The sequence below is a fragment of the Streptomyces diacarni genome (genome assembly GCF_003323715.1).
Classification (GTDB): domain Bacteria; phylum Actinomycetota; class Actinomycetes; order Streptomycetales; family Streptomycetaceae; genus Streptomyces; species Streptomyces diacarni.
Genome location: NZ_QOIN01000033.1, coordinates 151,102 through 171,725, shown reverse-complemented (window position 1 = coordinate 171,725; position 20,624 = coordinate 151,102). Strand labels below are relative to the sequence as shown.

The window sequence follows — 20,624 nt, the reverse complement described above, 5'->3', positions numbered from 1 at the left end:
TCAGTGCCTCCGGAGCTGGTGACACCACCCCCCAGGCCATGTGCTCGACAAGGGGAGGTAGTCATGCCAACTCCGAAAGCCGGTAGCCCCGTTGCGGGGCCACGAAAACGGTAATGGGGGGGAAGCGCCGGGGCCCCTCACACGCGGGTGCACACGCATCACACGCGGGTGCACACGAAGATCGCCGTACCCGGTACCAGCCGCCCGCGCAGGGGAGACCATCCGCCCCACACCTGCTGGTTCCACTCCGGCCACTCGGGCTCGACCAGGTCGTCGAGCCGGAAGCCCGCGCCGACCAGGTCCCGCACCCGGTCGCCCAGCGTCCGGTGGTGCTCGGTGTAGACGGCGCGTCCGCTCGCGTCCTGCTCCACGTACGGCGTCCGGTCGAAGTAGGAGTTCAGAATGGTCAGCCCCTCGGGGCCCGGCTCGTCGGCCAGGGTCCAGCGCAGCGGGTGGGTCAGCGAGAAGACCCACCGCCCACCGGGCCGCAGTACCCGCGCCACCTGGGCGAACACCTGTTCGGGGTCGGCCACGAACGGGATCGCTCCGAACGCGGAGCAGGCCAGATCGAAGGAGTCGTCCGCGAAGGGCAGGGCCCTGGCGTCCGCCTCGACCAGCGGGAACACGGCGCCGCCACCCTGGCCTCCGCCGATCCGCAGGGCGTGCTGGAGCTGGCGGTGGGAGAGGTCGAGGGCGACGGGCCGGGCGCCCTGGTCCGCCAGCCACCGCGAGCACTGGGCGGCACCCGCGCCGACCTCCAGCACTCTGAGACCGCGCAGCTGTGCGGCGGGTCCGAGCAGGCGCGCCTCCGCCTCGTCGAGCCCCTCGGGCCCCCAGACGAAGCGGGCGTCCCCGAGGAAGTCGCCGTGGTCGCTTTGGTACTCGTCCGCGTTGCGGTCCCACCAGCCGCGGTTGGCCCGGCTGCTCTCGCGGCCGCCGGCGGGCCGCCGCACCGCCTCGGCGTCGTCGTCGGGGCCGTGGGCCCCGAGGGGGTCCCGCGAGCCGGGGTGGTCACCGTCCGTCATCGCAGACCCACCCGAGAGGCGGACGGCGCCGTCCACCTCGTGCTTTTGTTCCCTCGCACCTGTAGTCGTACCCTTCGTCGAAGTGCGCCGCCGAGCGCCGTGGGGGGTCCGCCGGGTGGCTCGTCGGACACCGCGGGAGCGGGCCGTGCGGGGTCATCTGCCCCTCCGCCGTGGCGAGTTCTGCCGGAAATGGCGCCTTCCGCCCCAGGTGTGCTCTTTCGCGCATTGACCATGCCCAGCGGCCCCCGTATGCTACAAGTTGCGCTGCGGGCCTGCGTGCCTCGGACGGAGCAGGCCGCGCTCGCATCTGTTGTATGTCCCCTCGGGTTTCCGGCTTATCTGGCTGTCCGGCTGACTTGCATGCGGTGCGATCAAAGGGCTCTCGGCGTAGCAGTACCTACGACTTCATGTCCGTACCGGAGACCCTTTCCCACATGACGAGCAGCACCGAGACTTCCGCCACCAGCCCGCAGGTTGCGGTCAACGACATCGGTTCCGAGGAAGCCTTCCTCGCCGCGATCGACGAGACGATCAAGTACTTCAACGACGGCGACATCGTCGACGGCGTCATCGTGAAGGTCGACCGGGACGAGGTCCTGCTCGACATCGGTTACAAGACCGAAGGTGTCATCCCTTCCCGAGAGCTGTCGATCAAGCACGACGTCGACCCCAACGAGGTCGTCGCCGTCGGTGACGAGATCGAGGCCCTCGTCCTCCAGAAGGAGGACAAGGAAGGCCGCCTGATCCTCTCGAAGAAGCGCGCCCAGTACGAGCGCGCCTGGGGCACCATCGAGAAGATCAAGGAAGAGGACGGCATCGTCACCGGTACCGTCATCGAGGTCGTCAAGGGCGGCCTCATCCTCGACATCGGCCTGCGCGGCTTCCTCCCGGCCTCCCTGGTCGAGATGCGCCGCGTCCGCGACCTCCAGCCGTACGTCGGCAAGGAGCTCGAGGCCAAGATCATCGAGCTGGACAAGAACCGCAACAACGTGGTTCTCTCCCGCCGCGCCTGGCTGGAGCAGACCCAGAGCGAGGTCCGCCAGACCTTCCTCACCACCCTCCAGAAGGGCCAGGTGCGCTCCGGCGTCGTCTCCTCCATCGTCAACTTCGGCGCCTTCGTCGACCTGGGCGGCGTGGACGGTCTGGTCCACGTCTCCGAGCTGTCCTGGAAGCACATCGACCACCCCTCCGAGGTCGTCGAGGTCGGCCAGGAGGTCACGGTCGAGGTCCTGGACGTCGACATGGACCGCGAGCGCGTGTCCCTGTCGCTCAAGGCGACCCAGGAAGACCCGTGGCAGCAGTTCGCCCGGACCCACCAGATCGGCCAGGTCGTGCCCGGCAAGGTCACCAAGCTGGTGCCGTTCGGTGCGTTCGTCCGCGTGGACGAGGGCATCGAGGGTCTGGTCCACATCTCCGAGCTGGCCGAGCGCCACGTGGAGATCCCGGAGCAGGTCGTCCAGGTCAACGACGAGATCTTCGTCAAGGTCATCGACATCGACCTGGAGCGCCGCCGCATCAGCCTCTCGCTGAAGCAGGCCAACGAGACCTTCGGTGCCGACCCGACCCAGGTCGAGTTCGACCCGACCCTCTACGGCATGGCCGCGTCCTACGACGACCAGGGCAACTACATCTACCCCGAGGGCTTCGACCCCGAGACCAACGACTGGCTCGAGGGCTACGAGAAGCAGCGCGAGGAGTGGGAGAACCAGTACGCGGTTGCCCAGTCCCGCTTCGAGGCCCACCAGGCCCAGGTCATCAAGTCCCGCGAGGCCGACGAGCAGGCGGCGGCCGAGGGTGCCACCGGCGGCGGCCAGGGCGGCGGCCAGGGTGGTGGCCAGGGCGGCGGCGGTTCGTACTCCTCGGAGGGCTCCGAGGAGGACTCGGGCGCGCTGGCCTCCGACGAGGCACTGGCGGCTCTCCGCGAGAAGCTGGCGGGTGGCCAGAGCTGAGGTTCTCCTCCCGGCCCCGAAGCCGGGAGGCGCCTCCGGCCGCTGAGCTGATTCGGCAGCCGCTGAGGTGATCAGCCGACACGAGGCCCGCATCCCCCACGGGATGCGGGCCTCGCTGCGTGTTCCCGCCCCTCCGACGCGCCGCCGTCCCCGCTGTTCCCGCCGGCAGGGCCGTCCGGGCCGGGCTCCGACGGCCGGTGGCGAGGATCGGCCACCCCCGAGCGTGCCGCGTGCGGTGCGCGTGCCGGGGCCCGGGACGGACGTGCGGGAATGCGGGAAGGCGGGGCGGCGTTGTCGGTGGTATGCGAATGGAGCGGGAATCCTTGTACGCGTGGGACCAGGCCGGGCTCGACGCCGTGGACGCGGTGATCGGGGAGCCCGACAGCGCTGGGCTGGTCATGCTGTACCACTTCGAGGGCTTCATGGACGCCGGTGACACCGGCGAACAGATCGTGGAGCAGTTGCTGGAGACCCGGCCGTACGTCACGGTCGCCCGCTTCGACGTGGACCGCCTCATCGACTACCGGGCGCGGCGCCCGATGATGACGTTCCGCAATGACAGCTGGGTGGACTACGAGACGCCCCGTCTGGAACTGCGCCTGATGCGGGACGCGACGGACGCGCCGTTCCTGCTGCTCTCCGGTCCTGAACCGGACAACGAGTGGGAGGGGTTCACCGAGGCCGTCCGCGAGATCGTCGAGCGGGTCAGGGCCCGGCTGTCCGTGACGTTCCACGGCATCCCGATGGGCGTCCCCCACACCCGCCCCGTCGGCCTCACCCCGCACGGCAACCGCACCGAACTGGTGCCCGCGCAGCGCTCCGTCTTCGAAGAGGCCCAGGTCCCCGGCAGCGCGGCCGCGCTGACCGAGCTGCGGCTGTCGGAGAGCGGCCGCGACGTCCTCGGTGTCGCCGCGCACGTCCCCCACTACATCGCCCGCTCCCGGTATCCGGACGCGGCGCTCGTCGTCGCCGAGGCCATCACCTCCGCGACCGGTCTCGTCCTGCCCGAGACGGCGCACGCGCTGCGCACGGAGGCACTGCGCACGCAGAACGAGATCGAGCGGCAGCTCGCGGAGGGGGACGAGGAACTGGTCTCGGTGGTCCGCGGCCTGGAGCAGCAGTACGACGCCGTGGCGGGCGCGGAGACCCGCGGCAACCTGGTGGCCGAACCCGTGGAGCTGCCCTCGGCCGACGAACTCGGCGCCGTCTTCGAGAAGTTCCTCGCCGACCGCGAGAGCGAGCAGGGCCGCGGACAGGGCCCGGACAACGGCGACCGGGACTGACCGGAGCGCTCGCCGTCGCACCGTATAGCGTGGCCCGCATGCTGAAGGTGGGTCTGACGGGCGGGATCGGAGCGGGCAAGAGCGAGGTGTCGCGGCTGCTCGCCGAACAGGGCGCCGTCATCGTGGACGCCGACCGGATCGCGCGGGAGGTCGTGGAGCCCGGCACGCCGGGTCTCGCGGCGGTCGTCGCCGAGTTCGGCGAGGAGGTGCTCACCTCGGACGGCAGCCTCGACCGGGCACGCCTCGGCTCTCTCGTCTTCGCGGACCCGGACCGCCTCGCCGCGCTGAACGCCCTCGTGCACCCCGCGGTGGGGGAGCGCTCGGCGCAGTTGGAGCGGGAGGCGGCCGAGGCGGACCCGCAGGCGGTCGTCGTCCACGACGTGCCGCTGCTGACCGAGAACGGGCTCGCGCCGCTCTACGACCGTGTGGTGGTCGTGGACGCGTCCCCCGAAACGCAGCTGGAGCGGCTCGTGCGGCTGCGCGGCATGGCCGAGGAGGAGGCCAGGGCCCGGATGGCGGCGCAGGCCGACCGGGAACAGCGGCTGGCCGTCGCGGACATCGTGATCGACAACGACGGGCCGCTGGAGGGGCTCGCGCCCCGGGTGCGCGAGGTGTGGGAACAGCTGCGGGAGGCCGGCCGGCGGCAGGCCGACGCCGCACCGCACACCGGCTCGGGCACGGGAGCCGGTGCCGACCCCGGTTCCGGCTGAGGCGGCGGGGTCGCCGGCGCGTGCTGCGGGAATGTACCGGGAATGAACACTGCCGATCCGGCGTTGTGCTTCGCCGGAACCCGAAGGAGAGGGCAGTGCCGTGACGAGCCCCGAGACGAACCTCATCCAGTTCCGTGCCGCGGAGCAGCTGCTGGAAGCGCGCGACCCGCGCGGCGCGGTCGACCTCCTCGACGGCGTGATCGAGGAGCACCCCGAACACCGGGGCGCGCGGCTGCTGCGCGCCCGCGCGTACTTCCTCGCCGCCCGCCTCAGGTCGGCCGAGCAGGAGTTCCAGTGGGTGCTGGAGCGCGAGCCCGACAACGCGTTCGCACACTTCGCGCTCGCCCGCACCCTCCAGCGGGCGGCGCGGGACCAGGAGGCCAGCGCGCACTTCAAGCTGGCCGCCGCACTCAATCCGCGGCCCGACTTCGTGGAGGCGGCCGGCTTCGAGGACTTCTCGCCTCCCGAGCCGGGCTCGACGGAGGACCTCGGCAACTGAGACCCCGCGCGCTGCCCGTTCGTGTGGTCCAGCGCCCAGCGGGCCGCGTCGTCTCGTTCGTCACACCAGCCCCTCCCGCTCGGCCGCCGCTGCGACGGCGAGCAGGTCGGCCTCCCTGCCGTGCGGTGCCACCAACTGCAGTCCTACCGGCGCCCCGTCCGCCGTCCGGCCGGCCGACAGACTCAGCGCGGGATGCCCCGTGATGTTGAAGGCCCAGGTGAGCGCGACGCTCAGGGCCGCCCCCGGTCCTTCGTGCCCGTGGGGTGGCCCCGGCGTGGTGGGCGTGGCGAGCATGTCCACCTCCGTGAAGATTTCCCTTACGGCGAGGGCGAGAGCGGACGCCGTACGCGCCGCCGCAGGCGACACGCGGTCCGTGCGCGCTGCATGGTGGTCCGTGCGGGGTGCACGGTCCGTACGGGCGTCGATGTCCGCACGGGCGGTCCCAAGGGAGGAACGTTCCCCGTCGGGGGCGCGCAGCTCCCGCCAGCACCGTGCGGGATCGGGTAGCAGGACGGTGACGGCAGGGCGCGCGGCGGTGATCCGCGCGCTCGTCAGAGCCTCCAGGAGACCGTGCGCCGTGTCCGCCACCTCGTCCTCGGTGTCCGCGAAACCGAGCGTCGCCGACCACGCCGTCCGGACGGGGCGCGGAGGCGTCGTACGGGGCGGCGCAACGGTGCCGATGCTCCCGCCGACGCCGTTGCCGCTCCCTCGGAGCGCCGCGACGTAGGCGGCGGCGTCACCGGCCGTACGGGCCAGCGGGCCGGGCGCGCCGCGGACCGTGCGGCCCTGTGCGGGCGCGAGTCCGCCCGTCGTCTTCAGCCCGATGACGGCGCACCAGGCGGCCGGGATACGGACGGACCCCGCACCGTCGCTTCCCGTGGCGAGCGGCACCATACGCGCCGCCACGGCCGCCGCCGAACCCGCGGAGGAACCGCCGGGGCTCCACCGGGGGCCGAGAGGGTTGCGCGTGGGTCCGCGTTCGGTGGCGCCCCAGGTCTGCCACTCGGTGCCGGGACCCGGCGTGGCGGTCGCGCCCACGGGCACACATCCCGCGGCCGTCAGCCGGGCGAGCCGAGGCGACGTCACCCGCTGCGTGTTCTTCACCCCCAGCGGGACTCCGGCGAGCGGCAGCCGCACGCCCGCGCGGACAGCGCGGTCGACCTCGGCGGCGCGCTCGGCAGCCCACGCGGGCCACGTCTCGGTGAAGGCGCGGACCGCCCCGTCGGACGCGGCGATCCGCGCCAGCGCGGCCTCGGTGACCTCCCTGGCGGTCAGACGCCCTTCCCACACCCCGGCGGCGATCTCGCACGCGCTCAGGCCTGCGTACGCGTCCGTGTCGAGCACCGCCGGAGTCCGGTGGCTTCCCCGGTCCTCGTCCCCGCCCCCGTTCATGGGGGAGACGGTACAAGCGGGAGGTGGCGCGGGCAGGAGACTGTGCGAGCGGGAACCGGTACAACCGCGAGGCGGGATGGCACGGTGTCGGTGGCGGCATCTACCGTATGGCGTATGGACATTGACGCCGCGCTCACTCTGGCCACGACCGCCGCCTCAGTCGCCGCGGGCAGCGCCGCGGGCGCGGCCGGGCAGTCGGCATGGGAGTCGCTGCTTGCCCTCGCCCGGCGCGTGGGCGGCCGCCGTCCCGACGGGGCGCCGGCGCCTGACGAAGGCGGTCTCGCGGCGGTCGACCCCTCCGACGAGGCGCAGGTCCGCGTGCTGACCGGCTGGCTCGGCGAGCAGGCCCGTGCCGACGAGGAGTTCGCCGCCCTCCTGCGCGGATGGGCGGAACAGCACGCCCCCGTGCTGCGGGCCGAGCGTTCCGAGGTCCACAACACCGTCTCGGGGTCGGCGCATGTGAGCGGTCCCGTGATCCAGGCGCGCGACATCCACGGCGGCGTCAACCTCGGCTGAGGGAATCAATCCGCCCAGGCGCCGGGCGGGTGGTCCGGTGGAACGAGATCGGCGACGAGCCCGTAGTGGTCGCTCACCTGCACCCCGTCCACCGGTTCGACCATGACGCGTCGGCATCCGGAGACGTGCAGCGTGGGGCCGTGCGGCCCGCAGCCGACCAGGATGTAGTCGAGGCGCCGCTCCGCCGCCTCCGGCATGTCGCCGCGGCGGACGAGCGGATTCTCGGGGGTGAACGTCGGCCCGGGCGCCCCGTCGGGGTGCGCGTTCGCCCACGCGTCCTGGTAGCGGACGCTCGTCCCGTCCAGTGACTGGAGGCCCCGCAGGAACCGGATGCTCGCCGCGTCGGGTGTGGCGTCGAAGTCGCCCAGGAGCAGCGTGTGCCGCGCGGAGTGCTCGTCGGCCATCTCCGCGACGAGCCGGGCGGTGACCAGCGCCTGCTGTTCGCGCTCCAGTTCCCATCCGTAGGGCCAGCTCGGCTTGTGGTGCGCGACGAGCAGCGGACCGAACGGCTCGGGGAACGGCAACAGAGCGGCCGCGACGCCGCACCACTCGGTGCGCGCCGTGCGGTCCGAGACGGCGAGCGGGTCGGCCGTGACGGCGGCGAAGGGTGTGCGTGCCGCGAGCACCGCTCCGACGCCGTCCGAGCCGTACCGGGGGTGGGGCGCGACGTGCCAGCCGTCGTCGGCGAGCGCGGCCACGTCGGCACGGGTGACCTCCTGGAGCGCCAGCACGTCAGGGGCCAGTCCGGCCAGCTCGCGGGCCAGCACAGCCCTTCGGCCGACGCCGTCGGCGTACTCGGGCGCCAGCACGTTCATGGTCATCACCCGCACGGGACGAAACGCTACCCCCACCGGCCGGCGCCGACCGCTGTACTGCTCCGACCTGGGAGGCCCTTGATCACGAACGGGATTGTCAGTGGCCGCTCCTAGACTCGTTCGCGAGTTGAGGGTGGTGTGAGCGGTGAGTGCGGAAGCGGTGGCGCGTATGGGGTCGGGAACGCGTGAGGGGCCGGCGAGCGGTGCGGATCTTCTGCGGTGCGCTGCGGTGTTCCTGCCGGGGGAGGTGCCACGGCAGGGGCGCGTGGCGTTCTGGTCGGTCGACGGGGGCGAGCTTCCCGAGGTGGGCGAGCCGGGAGAGCTGACGGTGCTGCGGCCGCACGCCGAGGGGGTCGGGCCGCAGGTGGTGGCGGCCCGCCGGCTGGGGGTGGGCGAGGCGCTGCCCGTCCTGATGAGGGCGCGTACCGCCGGGCGGGCACACCCGGCCGCCGCCTGCTGGGGCGCCGCAGCGCTGCAGGGTATGCGGCTGGTGGCCCGGGGGCGTCTGGTGCCGGGCCTGGGTGAGGGCGGCACGGACGTGTGGCGGGCGGGACCGCTGGACGAGGAGGACGTGACGCATCTGCGCGCCGTGGCCGCCGCGATGCCTCCGGAGGCACACGCGGTACCTGTGGAGCCGGGCCCCGCCCGACCGGATCCGCGCGCGCCCGGCCGGGCGGCGCCCGGGCCGCTGCGGGTGCCGGAGCCGGAAGGACTGGTGCGTGCCTTCCTGGACGCGGTCGCCGACGTGCTGCCCCGCACGCCGGCGGGGCCCGCGGCCGCGGGTCCCGCCTTCGCCGCGAGGGAGCCGCAGCGGCTCCCGGAGCGTTACCCGCGGCTGCGCCAGTGGGCCGCCGAGGTGGCGGCCGGCACCGAGGCCGGAATCCGGATCTCCCTTCGCCTCGACCTGTCGGCCGACCGCATCTTCGACGGCGGCCAGGACGAGCCCCCCGCTGCTGCGCAGGCGCAGGCGCAGGCGCAGGCGCAGGCGGAAGCGGAGGTGCGAGCGGCAGCCGATGGAGGGGTCCCTGGCGGTGGCTCCCGGGACGGCGGCGGCTCGTGGGACGGTGGTGGTACCCCGGTCGGCGGGGCCTCCGGGGGAAGCGGGTCCTTGCGGTCCGACCCCTACGTCGCCGCTGCCGTCGTGCAGGCGGCGAGCATCGCGGACGCCCTGCTGGTCGCGGACGTGGGCGCGTTGTGGCGGGGCGAGGCGGAGTATCTGGGGCCGCGCGCCCGCGTGGACACCGTGCTGGCCATCCGGCGTGCGGCCCGCGTCTGGCCGCCGCTGGAACGGCTGCTGGAGCGGCCGACACCGGACGTGCTGCCGCTGATGGAACCGGAGCTGGACGACCTGCTGGGCCGCGCGGCCCGCGACCTGGCCGCGGCGGACGTGGCCGTGCACTGGCCGCGCACGCTGGTGCGCGAACTGCTCAGCGCGACGGCGGTCGTCCGCACCGGTCCGCAGGCCCCGGGCTCGGCGGCGGACGGCTTCGGCTTCTTCAAGGAGGAGCAACTGCTGGAGTTCCGCTGGCAGATCGCCCTGGGCGGAGAGCCGCTCACCGACGGTGAGATGGACGCGTTGGCGGAGTCCCACCGCCCCCTGGTGCGGCTGCGGGACCAGTGGGTGCTGGTGGATCCGGAGCTGGTCCGCAAGGCGCGTAAGCGGCACCTCGGACTGCTCTCGCCAGGGGATGCGCTCGCGGCCGCGCTCTCGGGGGAGGCCGAGGTCGACGGCGAGCAGGTCACGGCGGTCCCCGAGGGCGCGTTGGCTGCCCTGCGCGATCGTCTCGACGAGGCGGCACGCCGCGCGACGTGCCCTCCGGGGGACCGGAGCGCTCCGGATGTGACGGCACCCGTCCGGCTGAACGCCGCGCTGCGCGGCTACCAGCTCCAGGGCCTCGCCTGGCTGGAGCTGATGACGTCACTGGGGCTGGGCGGCTGCCTCGCCGACGACATGGGGCTCGGCAAGACCGTCACCCTCATCGCGCTCCACCTGCGCCGTGCGGAGCGCGGCGAGACGGCGCCGACACTCGTCGTCTGCCCGGCGTCGCTGCTGGGCAACTGGCAGCGGGAACTGGCCAGGTTCGCACCCCACGTGCCCGTCCGGCGCTACCACGGCCCGGGGCGCACCCTCGACGGGCTCGACGGCGGCGAGGGCGGCTTCGTCCTGACGACCTACGGCACCCTGCGCGGCAGCGCCGAACGCCTGGCGGGCCAGAGGTGGGGGCTGGTCGTCGCGGACGAGGCGCAGCACGCCAAGAACGCGTACTCCGCGACCGCCCGCGCTCTGCGTACCCTTCCCGCCGCCGCACGCGTCGCCCTCACCGGCACACCTGTGGAGAACAACCTCTCCGAGCTGTGGGCGCTGCTCGACTGGACGACACCGGGGCTGCTCGGTCCGCTCAAGACGTTCCGCGCCCGCCACGCACGAGCGGTCGAGAGCGGCGAGGACCCGGAGGCGACGGAGCGCCTGGCCCGGCTCGTAAGGCCCTTCCTGTTGCGCCGCCGCAAGTCCGACCCGGGCATCGTCCCGGAGCTGCCACCCAAGACGGAGACGGACCACACGGTCGAGCTGACCCGCGAGCAGGCGTCGCTGTACGAGGCGGTGGTGCGCGAGACGATGGCCCGTATCGAGGCGGCAGAGGGCATCGAGCGGCGCGGCCTGGTGATGAAGCTGCTGACCTCGCTCAAGCAGATCTGCAACCACCCGGCGCAGTACCTGAGGGAGGGAACAGGGAGAGGCGCGGCCGCTCTTCCTTCGAGCCGCTCCGCTCCTTCGAGCCGCTCAGCCGACCGTCCCGCGTCGCGCTCCCCGGGCCGGTCGGGCGTTCCGGGCAGCGGCCTCGCCCGCTCGTGCAAGCTGGGTCTGCTGGACGAACTGCTGGCCACGATCCTGGCGGAGGGCGGTTCGGTGCTGGTGTTCACGCAGTACGTGGAAATGGCGCGGCTGCTGGAGGCGCACTTGGCCCAGCGGGGCATCGGCGCGCAGCTGCTGCACGGGGGCACGCCCGTTGCCCGTCGGGAGGAGATGGTGGACGCCTTCCAGGCGGGGGAGGCACCCGTCTTCCTGCTCTCCCTCAAAGCGGCGGGCACCGGCCTGAACCTGACACGGGCAGGGCACGTCATCCACTACGACCGCTGGTGGAACCCCGCGGTGGAGGAACAGGCGACCGACCGCGCCTACCGCATCGGCCAGACCCAGCCCGTGCAGGTCCACCGCCTGATGACGTCGGGCACCGTGGAGGACCGCATCGCCCAGCTTCTCGTGGCCAAGCGGCAGTTGGCCGACGCCGTACTCAGCGGGGGCGAGGCGGCGCTGACGGAGCTGACGGACGCGCAACTCGCCGACCTGGTGTCTCTGCGGAGGCAGCCGTGAACGGGTTCGCGGAAGACGACGGAGTGGCAGCGGCAGGGCCAGAGGAAGGGCCGGGGCCGGGGCCAGGGGCAGCGGAAGCGGACGGGCCGGGGGCCGGGGCCGGAGCGGAACGGGACACCGAGCGGTACCCGCTGCCGGAGGACGCCGATGGGTACGGCCTCCTGGGCAGCGCGTGGGTACGGGCGGTCCAGGCCGCAGCGGACGGCGGCGCACGCGATACGGCACGGCTGGCGCGGGGGCGTGCCTACGCGCGGGAGGGCGGCGTGTTCACGGTGCGGGTGGGGCCCGGCCGGGTCTCCGCGTACGTCAGCGGCAGCCGCCCGCGCCCCTACCGCGCCCAATGGCGTCTGCCTCCGCTGTCGGAGCGGGGGTGGCACACCTTCCTGGAGACGCTCGCGGCCCGCCCCGCGCACGTGGCCGCCGTGCTGGACGGTGCGATACCGCCGCGGGCCCTCGCCGAGGCCGCCTCCGCCGGCGCCCGGCTGCTGCCCGCGCCGGGCGATCTGACCCCGCTGTGCAGCTGTCCCGACCAGGGCTCTCCCTGCAAGCACGCCGCCGCCCTCGGCTACGAGGCGGGCCGTCTCCTGGACAGCGACCCGGGGCTGCTGTTCCGGCTGCGCGGTCGCGCCGCGGAGGCCGTAAGGGAGGAACTCCTCAAAAAAGCCGCGGCGCACGAGGCCACCGCCCTGCTGGGCCGTTCCCCGGATCAGGGCCGGCCCCCGGGCCCGGGCCCGCTTCCCGCCGGTCCGGAGCCGCATGGGGGAGCCGAGCCGCACGAAGGAGCCGAGCCGCACGAAGGAGCCGAGCCGCACGAAGGAGCCGAGCCGCACGAAGGAGCCGAGCCGCACGGGGGAGTGCGGCCGGGCCCGGAGGCGGAGCCTCCGGGTGGAGGACCGACGGGTGGAGGGGAGCCGCCCGGCGGCGCCGGGCACGAGGATGCCCACTGCGGAGGCGCGGCGGCGCCTGGCTCAGCGGAGCCGGACGCCGATGCGCCGGGTGTCGCCGCGTCGGGCTCTACCGGGCCGGGCTCCGATGGGGTGCGCCCTGCCGAGCGGGCCGTCCTGGGAGCGGACCCCGGCGGGGACAGCACTCCGGGTGGCGCCACCGCCCCCGGTGGCAGCGACACTTCTGGCAGCTCCGGCCCCATGGGTACCGTGCTCGCCCGGGAGGTGTTCGCGACGTCCGTACGGCCTCCCTTGCCGGCGCCCCTGCCCCCGCCGGAGGAGGCGGACGAGCATCGGGTGGTGTATCCGGAGCTGGCGGGTGCGCCCAGCGCGGACGCCCTCGCGTTCCTGGCAGCGGACGCGGCGACCCGCGCCAGGCAAGCCCTCGGCGCGGTCGGGGAGGAGCCCGACGGCGAGCAGCCGGGGGCGGGGTCGGTGTCAGGGCAGGACCCGTTGCCGGAGCTGTCGCTGTGGCACGACACCATCCGGCTCGCCGCCACCCACCCGCGGCTCACCGGCCGTCGCACCCTCTCACCACTGTTCGCCGCGCTTGCCCGGTCGGCGGGGCGCGAGGCGCTGGAGCTGGCCCGTGCCGCGGCAGCCTGGCGGCAGGGCGGGCAGCCAGGGCTCGAGATGCTGGACACCGTCTGGGACCCGCCTGCCGGCCCTTTCGACCGGGGCCGCAGCGCCCTCGCCGCTCTGGGCATCACCATGACCATCCACCGCAACCGCCTCACCCACACCTCCCGGCCTGTGCAACTGCGGTACGGCAAGGACGGCCGCTGGTACCCGTACCGCGGGGAACCCGCCACGGTCGGCGGCTCGGCGGCGAGCGGAACGGCCGAAGCGGATGCTCAGGACGGCCGCGCGGGGAGGAATACAGGGGCAGGGGCAGAGATAGGGGCGGAGGCGGAGTGGTGGCCCGAGGGAACGGCCGCTTTCGATCCCGTACGCGCACTGACGGGCCTGCGGGAGCGGTGAAGGACTCCCGTGCGGCGCTCTGCTGCGCCATGGGACCCGTCAGCCATACGGCCTTCTCTCACGCCGCCTCCGCCGAGCCCCCCTCGTGCGCTGGGCCTGCCGCGCTCGCGCGGCCGCGTGCGGCTGTGACGGCCTGCTCCGTCTCCTCCTTGACGAGGTCGGCGTTGATCTGAGCCGCCGCCGCGGCGCCCGCTGCCGCCGCGGCACCGACCTGGGCGGCCAGATCGGTGACGTTGCCCGCGACCCACAGGCCCGGCACCTCGGTGCGTCCGGTCGCGTCGCCGGGCACGTACTCGCCCAGGGGGTGCTCGGCGGTGTGCAGGCCGAGAGCGGCGAGGAACCCGGCTCTGGCGACCAAGCGCGAGGCGACGGCGACGGTGTCGCGGTCGATCACCGTGCCGTCGGCCAGCCGGATTCCCGACAGCCGGTCCTCGGTGATCCGCAAGCCCGCCACTTCTCCCTCGACCACGCGGATGCCGCGGGCGGCGAGTTGTTCGGACTGCTCCGCGGTGGGCGGCGGCATGGTGTGCGAGAACAGCGTCACGTCCGCGCTCCACTGGCGGAACAGCAGCGCCTGATGCACCGCCATCGGGCCGCCGGCCAACACCCCGATGGACCGGTCGCGGACTTCCCAGCCGTGGCAGTACGGGCAGTGCACCACGTCACGGCCCCAGCGCTCGTGCAGTCCCGGTACTTGCGGCAGCTCGTCCACCAGGCCGGTGGTGAGCAGCAGTCGGCGGGCGCGGACGGTGCGGCCGTCGCTCAGCGCCACCTCGAAGCCGTCGCGGGTGCGGGTGGCCGCGTTCACCTCACCGGGGACCACGTGTCCGCCGTAGTGGCGCACTTCCCGGCGGCCGCGCGTGAGGAGTGCGGCGGGGCTCATCCCCTCTCTGGCCAGGAGCCCGTGCACGGCGTCGGCCGGGGCGTTGCGTGGCCGCCCGGCGTCGATGACGGCCACCGAGCGCCGGGCCCTGGCCAGCATGAGCGCTCCGTTGAGTCCGGCGGCGCCGCCGCCGATCACCACGGCGTCGTAGCCGTCGGCGAGCGGGTCGGTCGGATCGTTCAGCTCGCCGGACGCGGCGTTCAGGCCCTGGTTCTGTTCTTCGGTCATCGGTGACCACCTCCACGAGAACCGTGCACGTGGACCCGGTGCAACAGCAAGCATGGTTGCTGTTGTGGCAAGCTGTGTCCATGGACGACGACCTCGATCAGGCGCTCGACGCGGTGGGACCCAGAATTCGTGCGCTGCGCAAGCAGCGCGAGACCACGCTGGCGGAGCTGTCGGCGACGACCGGGATCTCGGTGAGCACCCTCTCCCGGTTGGAGTCCGGGTCCCGCCGCCCCACCCTCGAACTGCTGCTCCCGCTGGCGCGCGCTCACGGCGTCTCCCTCGACGAGCTCGTCGACGCCCCTCCCACCGGCGACCCGCGTATCAACCTGCGCCCGGTCACCGCCCACGGCATGACCATGCTGCCGCTCACCCGCAAGGCAGGCGGCATCCAGGCCTACAAGCTGGTGCTCCCCGGAGCCGAGGCGCCGAAGCGGCCCGACCCGCAGACCCATGAGGGCTACGAGTGGCTCTACATCCTCAACGGCCGGCTCCGCCTCGTTTTGGGCGAACACGATCTGGTGCTCGCCTCCGGGGAGGCGGCCGAGTTCGACACCCGCGTGCCGCACTGGTTCGACGCGGCCGGCCCCCAACCAGTCGAGTTCCTCAGCCTCTTCGGCAGGCAGGGCGAACGCGTCCACCTCCGCGCCCGCTCCCGCGCCAAGTCCGCCTCGCCCGACACCGACGAGACGTAATGCGCCGAGCGCCGTGAACCCACAAGGGTCCCGGTGCATCAAAACAGTGCGTGCGGCCCGTGCTGGGCGGGCGACCGTCGATCAGGGAGGAACATGTCCGGTTTCCACCCCCACTCCCCTCCGTACCCGCGTCCCTTTCCTCAGCCCCTCTCCCTGCCAGAGGAGTTCGCTCTGCTGTCCCACCTCCCTTCGGGCAAGGTGCACGGAAAGCTGCGGGCGGTGGCCGGCTGTGCGGCAGCCGAACTCGGCGAACTCGCCCTGCGGCGCAGGGTCCTGGTCCGGCCCCGGGAAACCACCGTGCTCGGCGTCCGCGCTCAGATCACGCACCGCGCCGGGCTCGAACTGCTCGACATCTCGCCCACCGGCCTGCCGTGGGCCGACGAGGTACTGGCCGAGCTCAGCCGCTTCCCCGTTTCCCGGGAGGGGTGGATCAATATCCGGCAGTGGCTGCGGGAGCGCCGCCGTCACGCGTTTGGCGTGCACACGGCGGTGCTCATGGAGCGCGGTGTGCTCCGTCAACGGTCCGGGGTCCTCGGGGGGAAACGCTGCGTGCCCGATGAGGGGGTACGCGGTGCGGTGGTCGCGCAGCTGCGGGCGATCGGGTCGGGGCAGCGCGCGGTCGACGCGCACGGGCTGTTCCTGTGCGACCTGATCCGCGCCGTCGGGCTGCACAGAACGCTGCGCGTCCCGATGGGGCTGCGCACGACGCCGTACCGCAGTCGCGGCGCCGGCTCGGCGGAGTCCGTCCCCGAGGAGCTGCGCTGTGCCAGTAGCGCGCTCGTCGCCCTGGTCCCGAGCCGGGACACGTCGATGGGCTCACAGGGGGTGTGAGCGCGGCGCGTGGTCCGGCGGTCGATGCGGGGGCGCCGCCCGCTCGGCCGCCTCGTCCGGCCTTCCCTTTTCGCATGCGGCGGAGAAGACGGCCGCCACCGTCCGGCGTGGGCCGGGCGGAAGGCAACTGTGACCACTGTCACCGGCGACCAGCCCGAACGTGCGGCACCGAGCCGGGAGCGGCATTTCAACTCCGCGTGCGTGCACGGCATTTACGACGGCACTGTGCATGGCTCGCCGAGCCCACCCGACCGCTCCGGGCGCCCCTCTCCGGCCCGTAAGTGAGCCGCTCCCGCCCCTGTGCGGTCCTGCGGTGGCCCCGGGCGGGGAAGTTGTCAGATTCGCCGAGTACTCTGCGCCGAACGAAACAGCGCCGTCCACACCACGGCGAACCGAGCGAGGAGTGGTCCGATGGCCTTTCGCAAGGCGACGATGAAGAAGCAGGTGGCCGAGGTCATCGCCCAACAGGCCCCGGGGGATCAGCCGCTGGTCTCGGTCTGGGCCGTCGCCGGCCCGACCCCGTGGCTCAGCGTCGGATTCCTGGGCCTGATCGGCCAGTTCCTGATCAAGTACTACTTCATCACGGTCACCGAGCAGGCGTTGCTCTTCCACCGGATGTCCCGCTTCTCGCAGCGGCCGAAGGAGATCGTGCACGCCATCCCGCGCGAGCAGGCCCACACCCTCTTCGGCGAGATCCAGCTCAACCCGCTGTGGAGCTTCTACCACATGGCGCTGCCCGGCGAGGCCAAGCAGGTCCGGATCAACGTCCACCGCATGTGGCGCAACGAGCTGGAGCAGCTGCTCGCCATCGTCAACGGTGCCGCGGGGCCCCAGGGCTACGCCCAGCCCCAGCAGGCGTACGCGCCGCCCCAGCAGGGGTACGCCCCCCAGCCGCAGCAGGCGGCCCCGCAGGCCCCGCCGCAGGGACAGCCGTACGCGCAGCCGCAGCAGGCACCCGGCGGCTACCAGCAGCCCCAGGCGCCCCAGCAGCAGCCCGGCCCCTACTACGGAGCCCCGCAGCCCGGAGCCCCGGCCGCCCCGCCGCAGCAGCCCCCGCAGCCCGGTCCGTACTACGGCAACCCCGGCCAGCAGCAGGGCGGAGCTCCCGTCGACCCCCGCAGCAACCCTTATGGGTGAAGGGCCGACGGCGCCCCCCGGTGCCGCGACGAGCGAGGTCGACCCGCGATCGGTCGGCCCCGTGCGCATGACCTACGCGCCGGACCCCGACGGCGACCCCGATCCGGGCGAGATCGTGTGGACGTGGGTGCCGTACGAGGAAGCGGACGGCCGGGGCAAGGACCGGCCGGTCCTCATTGTCGCCAGGGAAGGGCGCGGCACCACGGGGCCTGTCCTGGCGGTCCAACTCACCTCCCGACAGCACAACGGTGACCACGAATGGGTGCCGCTCGGTTCGGGCCCGTGGGACAGCGAGGGCCGCGAATCGTGGGTCGGACTCGACCGCGTACTGCGCGTCCACGCGGACGGCATGAGGCGCGAGGCCTGCGCCTTGGACCGCGCCCGCTTCAATACGGTGGTGCACCGCCTCCAGCAGGTCTACGGCTGGCGCTGAGGCCCCCGCGGGCGGCGGCGCGGTAGCAGGGCGGACCTCGCAGAGCCGCCGGCCTGTGGCATCGGCCCGACACCGTCCCTGGAGCCCCGGCGCCGGGGCCGGGGACCCAGCGACGCCCGGTGCCGAAGAGTCGACTCAGGAGCGCCCGACCACCCGCCACCGGCCGTCTGCCGCCCCCGCAAGCCGACCGCGCACCGGATCCCCGCAAGCCGACCGTGTGCCGAGCCTTGAGCGAACCGGCTGTCTGCCGGGTGCCCGGAATCCGGTCGTCGACCGCTGGTCAGAGCCCTGGCCGCCCGGCGGGACTCCGCAAGCCGGCGGCCTGCCGGACGCCGCGAGCCGGGCCGTCCGCCCGGAGGCCCGAAAACGGTCGTTCGCCGGAGGACCCGCGTCCCGCGGACGCAGGCCGCTGGGACGTCCCGGAACAGGACTTCCATCGACAAGCGGGGTCCGCCGCACGGCGGACCCCGCTCGGCGGATCCCGCTCGGCCGAAAGGCCGAACCCGCCGGGGCGGGGAACAGCGTGCGCGCGCGGGGGCGTTGCCCTGGTGACCGGCGCCAACGGGGGCGCGGTGACGGAAGGTGGGACTGATGGCGGCCACAGCACAGACCGCGGAGGGACACGGGGCCGTTCCTCGGCTCGCTGCGATGCCGGAGGACTGGTCGCGGGCGCTCGCGGTCGTCGCGCACCCGGACGATCTGGAGTACGGGGTGGCGTCCGCCGTCGCCGAGTGGACGGCAAGCGGCAAGGAGATCACGTACGTGCTGGCCACGCGGGGCGAGGCGGGTATCGACACCCTGGAGCCGGCTGAGGCGGCCCGCATCCGCGAGGGGGAGCAGCGTGCCAGTGCGGCCGTCGTCGGCGTCACGGAGGTGGAGTTCCTCGACCACCGGGACGGTGTGCTGGAGGAGGGCCCGGCGCTGCGCCGCGACATCGCCGGGGCGATCCGCAGGCACAGGCCCGAGCTGGTCGTCACGCTCAACCACTACGACACCTGGGGCGGCGCCCCCGGCAGCCCGTGGAACACGCCGGACCATCGTGCGCTGGGCCGCGCCGTCCTGGACGCGGTGGGTGACGCGGGCAACCGCTGGATCTTCACCGACCAGCTGGAGCAGGACGGTGTCCTGCCGTGGCCCGGCGTGCGGTGGGTGGCCGTCGCCGCCGCGCCGACCGTGACCCACGCTGCTGCGGTGGGGGAGGAGGCCGCTCGTAAGGGCCTCGCCTCCCTGCTGGAACACCGCGCCTACATCGAGGCGCTCACCGACGAGGACCCCGAGACGTACGCGCGCTCGATCGTCCACGGCGGGCTTGACCACTACGCCGAGCGCAACGGGGGCCGCCGCGCGGTCGCCTTCGAACTCCACCCTCGCTGACGGCCCTCGCAAGCCGCGCGCCGCCCCGCACAGCGGCGTGCGGTCCCTCACAGGCGTCGCGCCGCCCCGCCGTGGCGCGACGCCCCGCCGTGGAGGGCCGTCGCCGGAGCGGAGCTCAGCCTTCCGGTTGTCGGCGCGGCACGGCAGCGAGGGCGAGCGCCGCGACGGGCACGAGCAGCGCAGCGGCCATGACGTTGAGCCAGCCGTAGCCCGCCTGGGCCACGACCAGCCCGGAGAGCGCCCCGCCGACGCCCGCCGACGCGTTCATGATGGTGTCCGAGAAGCCCTGCACGGCGGCTCGGGCATGCTGCGGCACCGCGTCGGTCAGCAGCGCCGAGCCCGACACCAGCCCCGCCGACCAGCCCAGTCCCAGCAGGAAGAGCCCTGCGGCGGATTGGGCGTGGCCGGCGCCCGCCGTTCCGGCCAGCGCCGTCGCGCAGGCCAGCAGCGCGATGCCCATCAGGATCACGCTGAGGCGGCCGACGCGGTCCGCGAGCCAGCCCATCACGGGTGAGAAGGCGTACATGCCGGCGATGTGGCCGCTGATCACGAGCCCGATCAGGTCGACTCCGGCGCCGTGCCCGCGGAGGTCGACGGGGGTCATCACCATCACGGACACCATCACGGTGTGCGAGCCCGCGATGGCCGCGAGAGCCACGCGGGCCCGGGACGAGCCGCGCACGGCGGCCAGCCCGGCGCGCAGCGACCGTTCGTCCCCGTTGCCACCGGTCCCGCTGCCGTGCCTCTCCTCGCGGGCTCGCGTCAGCGCGCGAGCGGTCAGCAGGGGATCGGGGCGCAGCATCAGGTGCAGTACCGCTGCGGCCACCAGGAAGACTCCGGTGCCCCACAGGAACGGCCCGGCCGCCTGCGGCAGCCCCAGCGCCGCGATGCCGGCCCCGGCGGGCGCCGCGATGTTCGGTCCCACCACGGCGCCGACGGTGGTGGCCCACACGACCGTCGAGATGGCGCGCGCACGGTGTTGCGGCTGAGCGAGATCGGCTGCCGCGAAGCGTGCTTGGAGATTGGCGACGTTGCTCGCGCCGAAGGCCGCCATGCCGACCAGCAGCAGGGGGAAGCTGCGCAGGGCGGCCGCCACCACCACCGTCACTCCGCCCGCGGCGGCCACCGCGTACGCCGTCGCGAGGCCCGAGCGCCGGCCCCGCCGGGCCATCAGCGCGGCGAACGGCAGTGACAGCAGTGCCGTTCCGATGACCGACGAGGTGGATGCCAGCCCCGCGACGGCTTCGGAGCCACCGATCTGCTCGGCCAGCACCGCTGCCAGGGCGACGGCAGTGGCGTTGCCGAGCCCGCCGAGGATCTGGCTGACGGCCAGCGCCGTGCGCACCCGCCGCCGCACGGCTTCCAGGTCGGTGCCGTCGAGCAGGCCGGCTTCGGCGTGGCCGGTCGCCGGGGCGCCGGCGGCTGTCACCTCCGCTTCTTCCGCCTCGTCAGCACCGTCGGCCGTTTCGCGTATGTCTGTCACACGGCGCAGTCTCGCAGCGGTCCGGGCGGTGCCACCATGGACTTACGGACGAATCCCGAACGTACGCACGTCAGAC

General features: G+C 73.6%; 17 protein-coding genes. 12 read left to right on the top strand and 5 right to left on the bottom strand.

Annotation, left to right across the window (positions count from 1 at the left end; genetic code table 11):
- Positions 1-158: 158 nt before the first annotated feature.
- The gene (locus DTL70_RS06720; protein ID WP_114020917.1) at positions 159-1,025 is read right to left on the bottom strand and encodes a class I SAM-dependent methyltransferase; all 867 of its coding nucleotides are present in this window, start codon (positions 1,023-1,025) and stop codon (positions 159-161) included.
- A gap of 434 nt (positions 1,026-1,459) precedes the next feature.
- Here DTL70_RS06720 and rpsA point away from each other — a divergent pair, with 434 nt between their 5' ends.
- The 4 genes from rpsA to DTL70_RS06700 all read left to right on the top strand — a co-directional run bounded on the left by rpsA (position 1,460) and on the right by DTL70_RS06700 (position 5,466).
- Positions 1,460-2,974: a 30S ribosomal protein S1 gene (gene rpsA / locus DTL70_RS06715; RefSeq protein WP_114020916.1), complete on the top strand. Its 1,515-nt coding sequence runs from the start codon at positions 1,460-1,462 to the stop codon at positions 2,972-2,974.
- 308 nt (positions 2,975-3,282) lie between these two features.
- Entirely contained in the window at positions 3,283-4,257 is a 975-nt protein-coding gene (locus DTL70_RS06710) for a proteasome assembly chaperone family protein (protein WP_425470320.1), read from the top strand.
- A gap of 38 nt (positions 4,258-4,295) precedes the next feature.
- Positions 4,296-4,967 (top strand): dephospho-CoA kinase, encoded by a 672-nt coding sequence (gene coaE / locus DTL70_RS06705; protein WP_181860813.1) that lies wholly within the window; start codon positions 4,296-4,298, stop codon positions 4,965-4,967.
- Positions 4,968-5,067: 100 nt separating this feature from the next.
- A complete protein-coding gene (locus DTL70_RS06700) occupies positions 5,068-5,466 on the top strand; it encodes a tetratricopeptide repeat protein (RefSeq protein WP_114020914.1) in 399 nt (132 codons plus the stop codon).
- 60 nt (positions 5,467-5,526) lie between these two features.
- Here the strand turns inward: DTL70_RS06700 and DTL70_RS06695 are convergent, their stop codons facing one another.
- Positions 5,527-6,858 (bottom strand): amidase family protein, encoded by a 1,332-nt coding sequence (locus DTL70_RS06695; RefSeq protein WP_114020913.1) that lies wholly within the window; start codon positions 6,856-6,858, stop codon positions 5,527-5,529.
- Between the two features lie 114 nt (positions 6,859-6,972).
- On the opposite strand from DTL70_RS06695, the gene DTL70_RS06690 reads away from it, so the two are divergent.
- Positions 6,973-7,374 (top strand): hypothetical protein, encoded by a 402-nt coding sequence (locus tag DTL70_RS06690; RefSeq protein WP_114020912.1) that lies wholly within the window; start codon positions 6,973-6,975, stop codon positions 7,372-7,374.
- Positions 7,375-7,379: 5 nt separating this feature from the next.
- On the opposite strand, the gene DTL70_RS06685 is transcribed toward DTL70_RS06690, so the two are convergent.
- Entirely contained in the window at positions 7,380-8,195 is an 816-nt protein-coding gene (locus DTL70_RS06685; protein ID WP_114020911.1) for an endonuclease/exonuclease/phosphatase family protein, read from the bottom strand.
- Between the two features lie 163 nt (positions 8,196-8,358).
- On the opposite strand from DTL70_RS06685, the gene DTL70_RS06680 reads away from it, so the two are divergent.
- Complete coding sequence (locus DTL70_RS06680) at positions 8,359-11,562, top strand: DEAD/DEAH box helicase (RefSeq protein ID WP_114020910.1); 3,204 nt, start codon at positions 8,359-8,361, stop codon at positions 11,560-11,562.
- Positions 11,559-13,487, top strand: coding sequence for an SWIM zinc finger family protein (locus tag DTL70_RS06675; RefSeq protein WP_114020909.1), 1,929 nt, complete (start codon positions 11,559-11,561; stop codon positions 13,485-13,487). Before DTL70_RS06680 ends, DTL70_RS06675 begins: the two co-directional genes overlap by 4 nt.
- A 58-nt stretch (positions 13,488-13,545) precedes the next feature.
- Here DTL70_RS06675 and DTL70_RS06670 read toward each other — a convergent pair whose 3' ends face one another.
- Complete coding sequence (locus DTL70_RS06670) at positions 13,546-14,598, bottom strand: NAD(P)/FAD-dependent oxidoreductase (protein ID WP_114020908.1); 1,053 nt, start codon at positions 14,596-14,598, stop codon at positions 13,546-13,548.
- 80 nt (positions 14,599-14,678) lie between these two features.
- Here DTL70_RS06670 and DTL70_RS06665 point away from each other — a divergent pair, with 80 nt between their 5' ends.
- The 5 genes from DTL70_RS06665 (at position 14,679) to DTL70_RS06645 (ending at position 19,065) form a co-directional block, all read left to right on the top strand.
- The gene (locus DTL70_RS06665; RefSeq protein ID WP_114020940.1) at positions 14,679-15,290 is read left to right on the top strand and encodes a helix-turn-helix domain-containing protein; all 612 of its coding nucleotides are present in this window, start codon (positions 14,679-14,681) and stop codon (positions 15,288-15,290) included.
- Between the two features lie 93 nt (positions 15,291-15,383).
- Positions 15,384-16,121 (top strand): GPP34 family phosphoprotein, encoded by a 738-nt coding sequence (locus DTL70_RS06660; RefSeq protein WP_114020907.1) that lies wholly within the window; start codon positions 15,384-15,386, stop codon positions 16,119-16,121.
- 411 nt (positions 16,122-16,532) lie between these two features.
- Entirely contained in the window at positions 16,533-17,258 is a 726-nt protein-coding gene (locus DTL70_RS06655; RefSeq protein WP_114020906.1) for a hypothetical protein, read from the top strand.
- Positions 17,251-17,691, top strand: coding sequence for a type II toxin-antitoxin system PemK/MazF family toxin (locus DTL70_RS06650; RefSeq protein ID WP_114020905.1), 441 nt, complete (start codon positions 17,251-17,253; stop codon positions 17,689-17,691). The genes DTL70_RS06655 and DTL70_RS06650 overlap by 8 nt, the downstream gene beginning before the upstream one ends.
- 591 nt (positions 17,692-18,282) lie before the next feature.
- Positions 18,283-19,065, top strand: a complete 783-nt coding sequence (locus DTL70_RS06645; protein ID WP_114020904.1) for a PIG-L deacetylase family protein — start codon at positions 18,283-18,285, stop codon at positions 19,063-19,065.
- A 115-nt stretch (positions 19,066-19,180) separates the two neighbouring features.
- Here DTL70_RS06645 and DTL70_RS06640 read toward each other — a convergent pair whose 3' ends face one another.
- Positions 19,181-20,539, bottom strand: a complete 1,359-nt coding sequence (locus tag DTL70_RS06640) for an MFS transporter (RefSeq protein ID WP_425470322.1) — start codon at positions 20,537-20,539, stop codon at positions 19,181-19,183.
- Positions 20,540-20,624 lie beyond the last annotated feature (85 nt).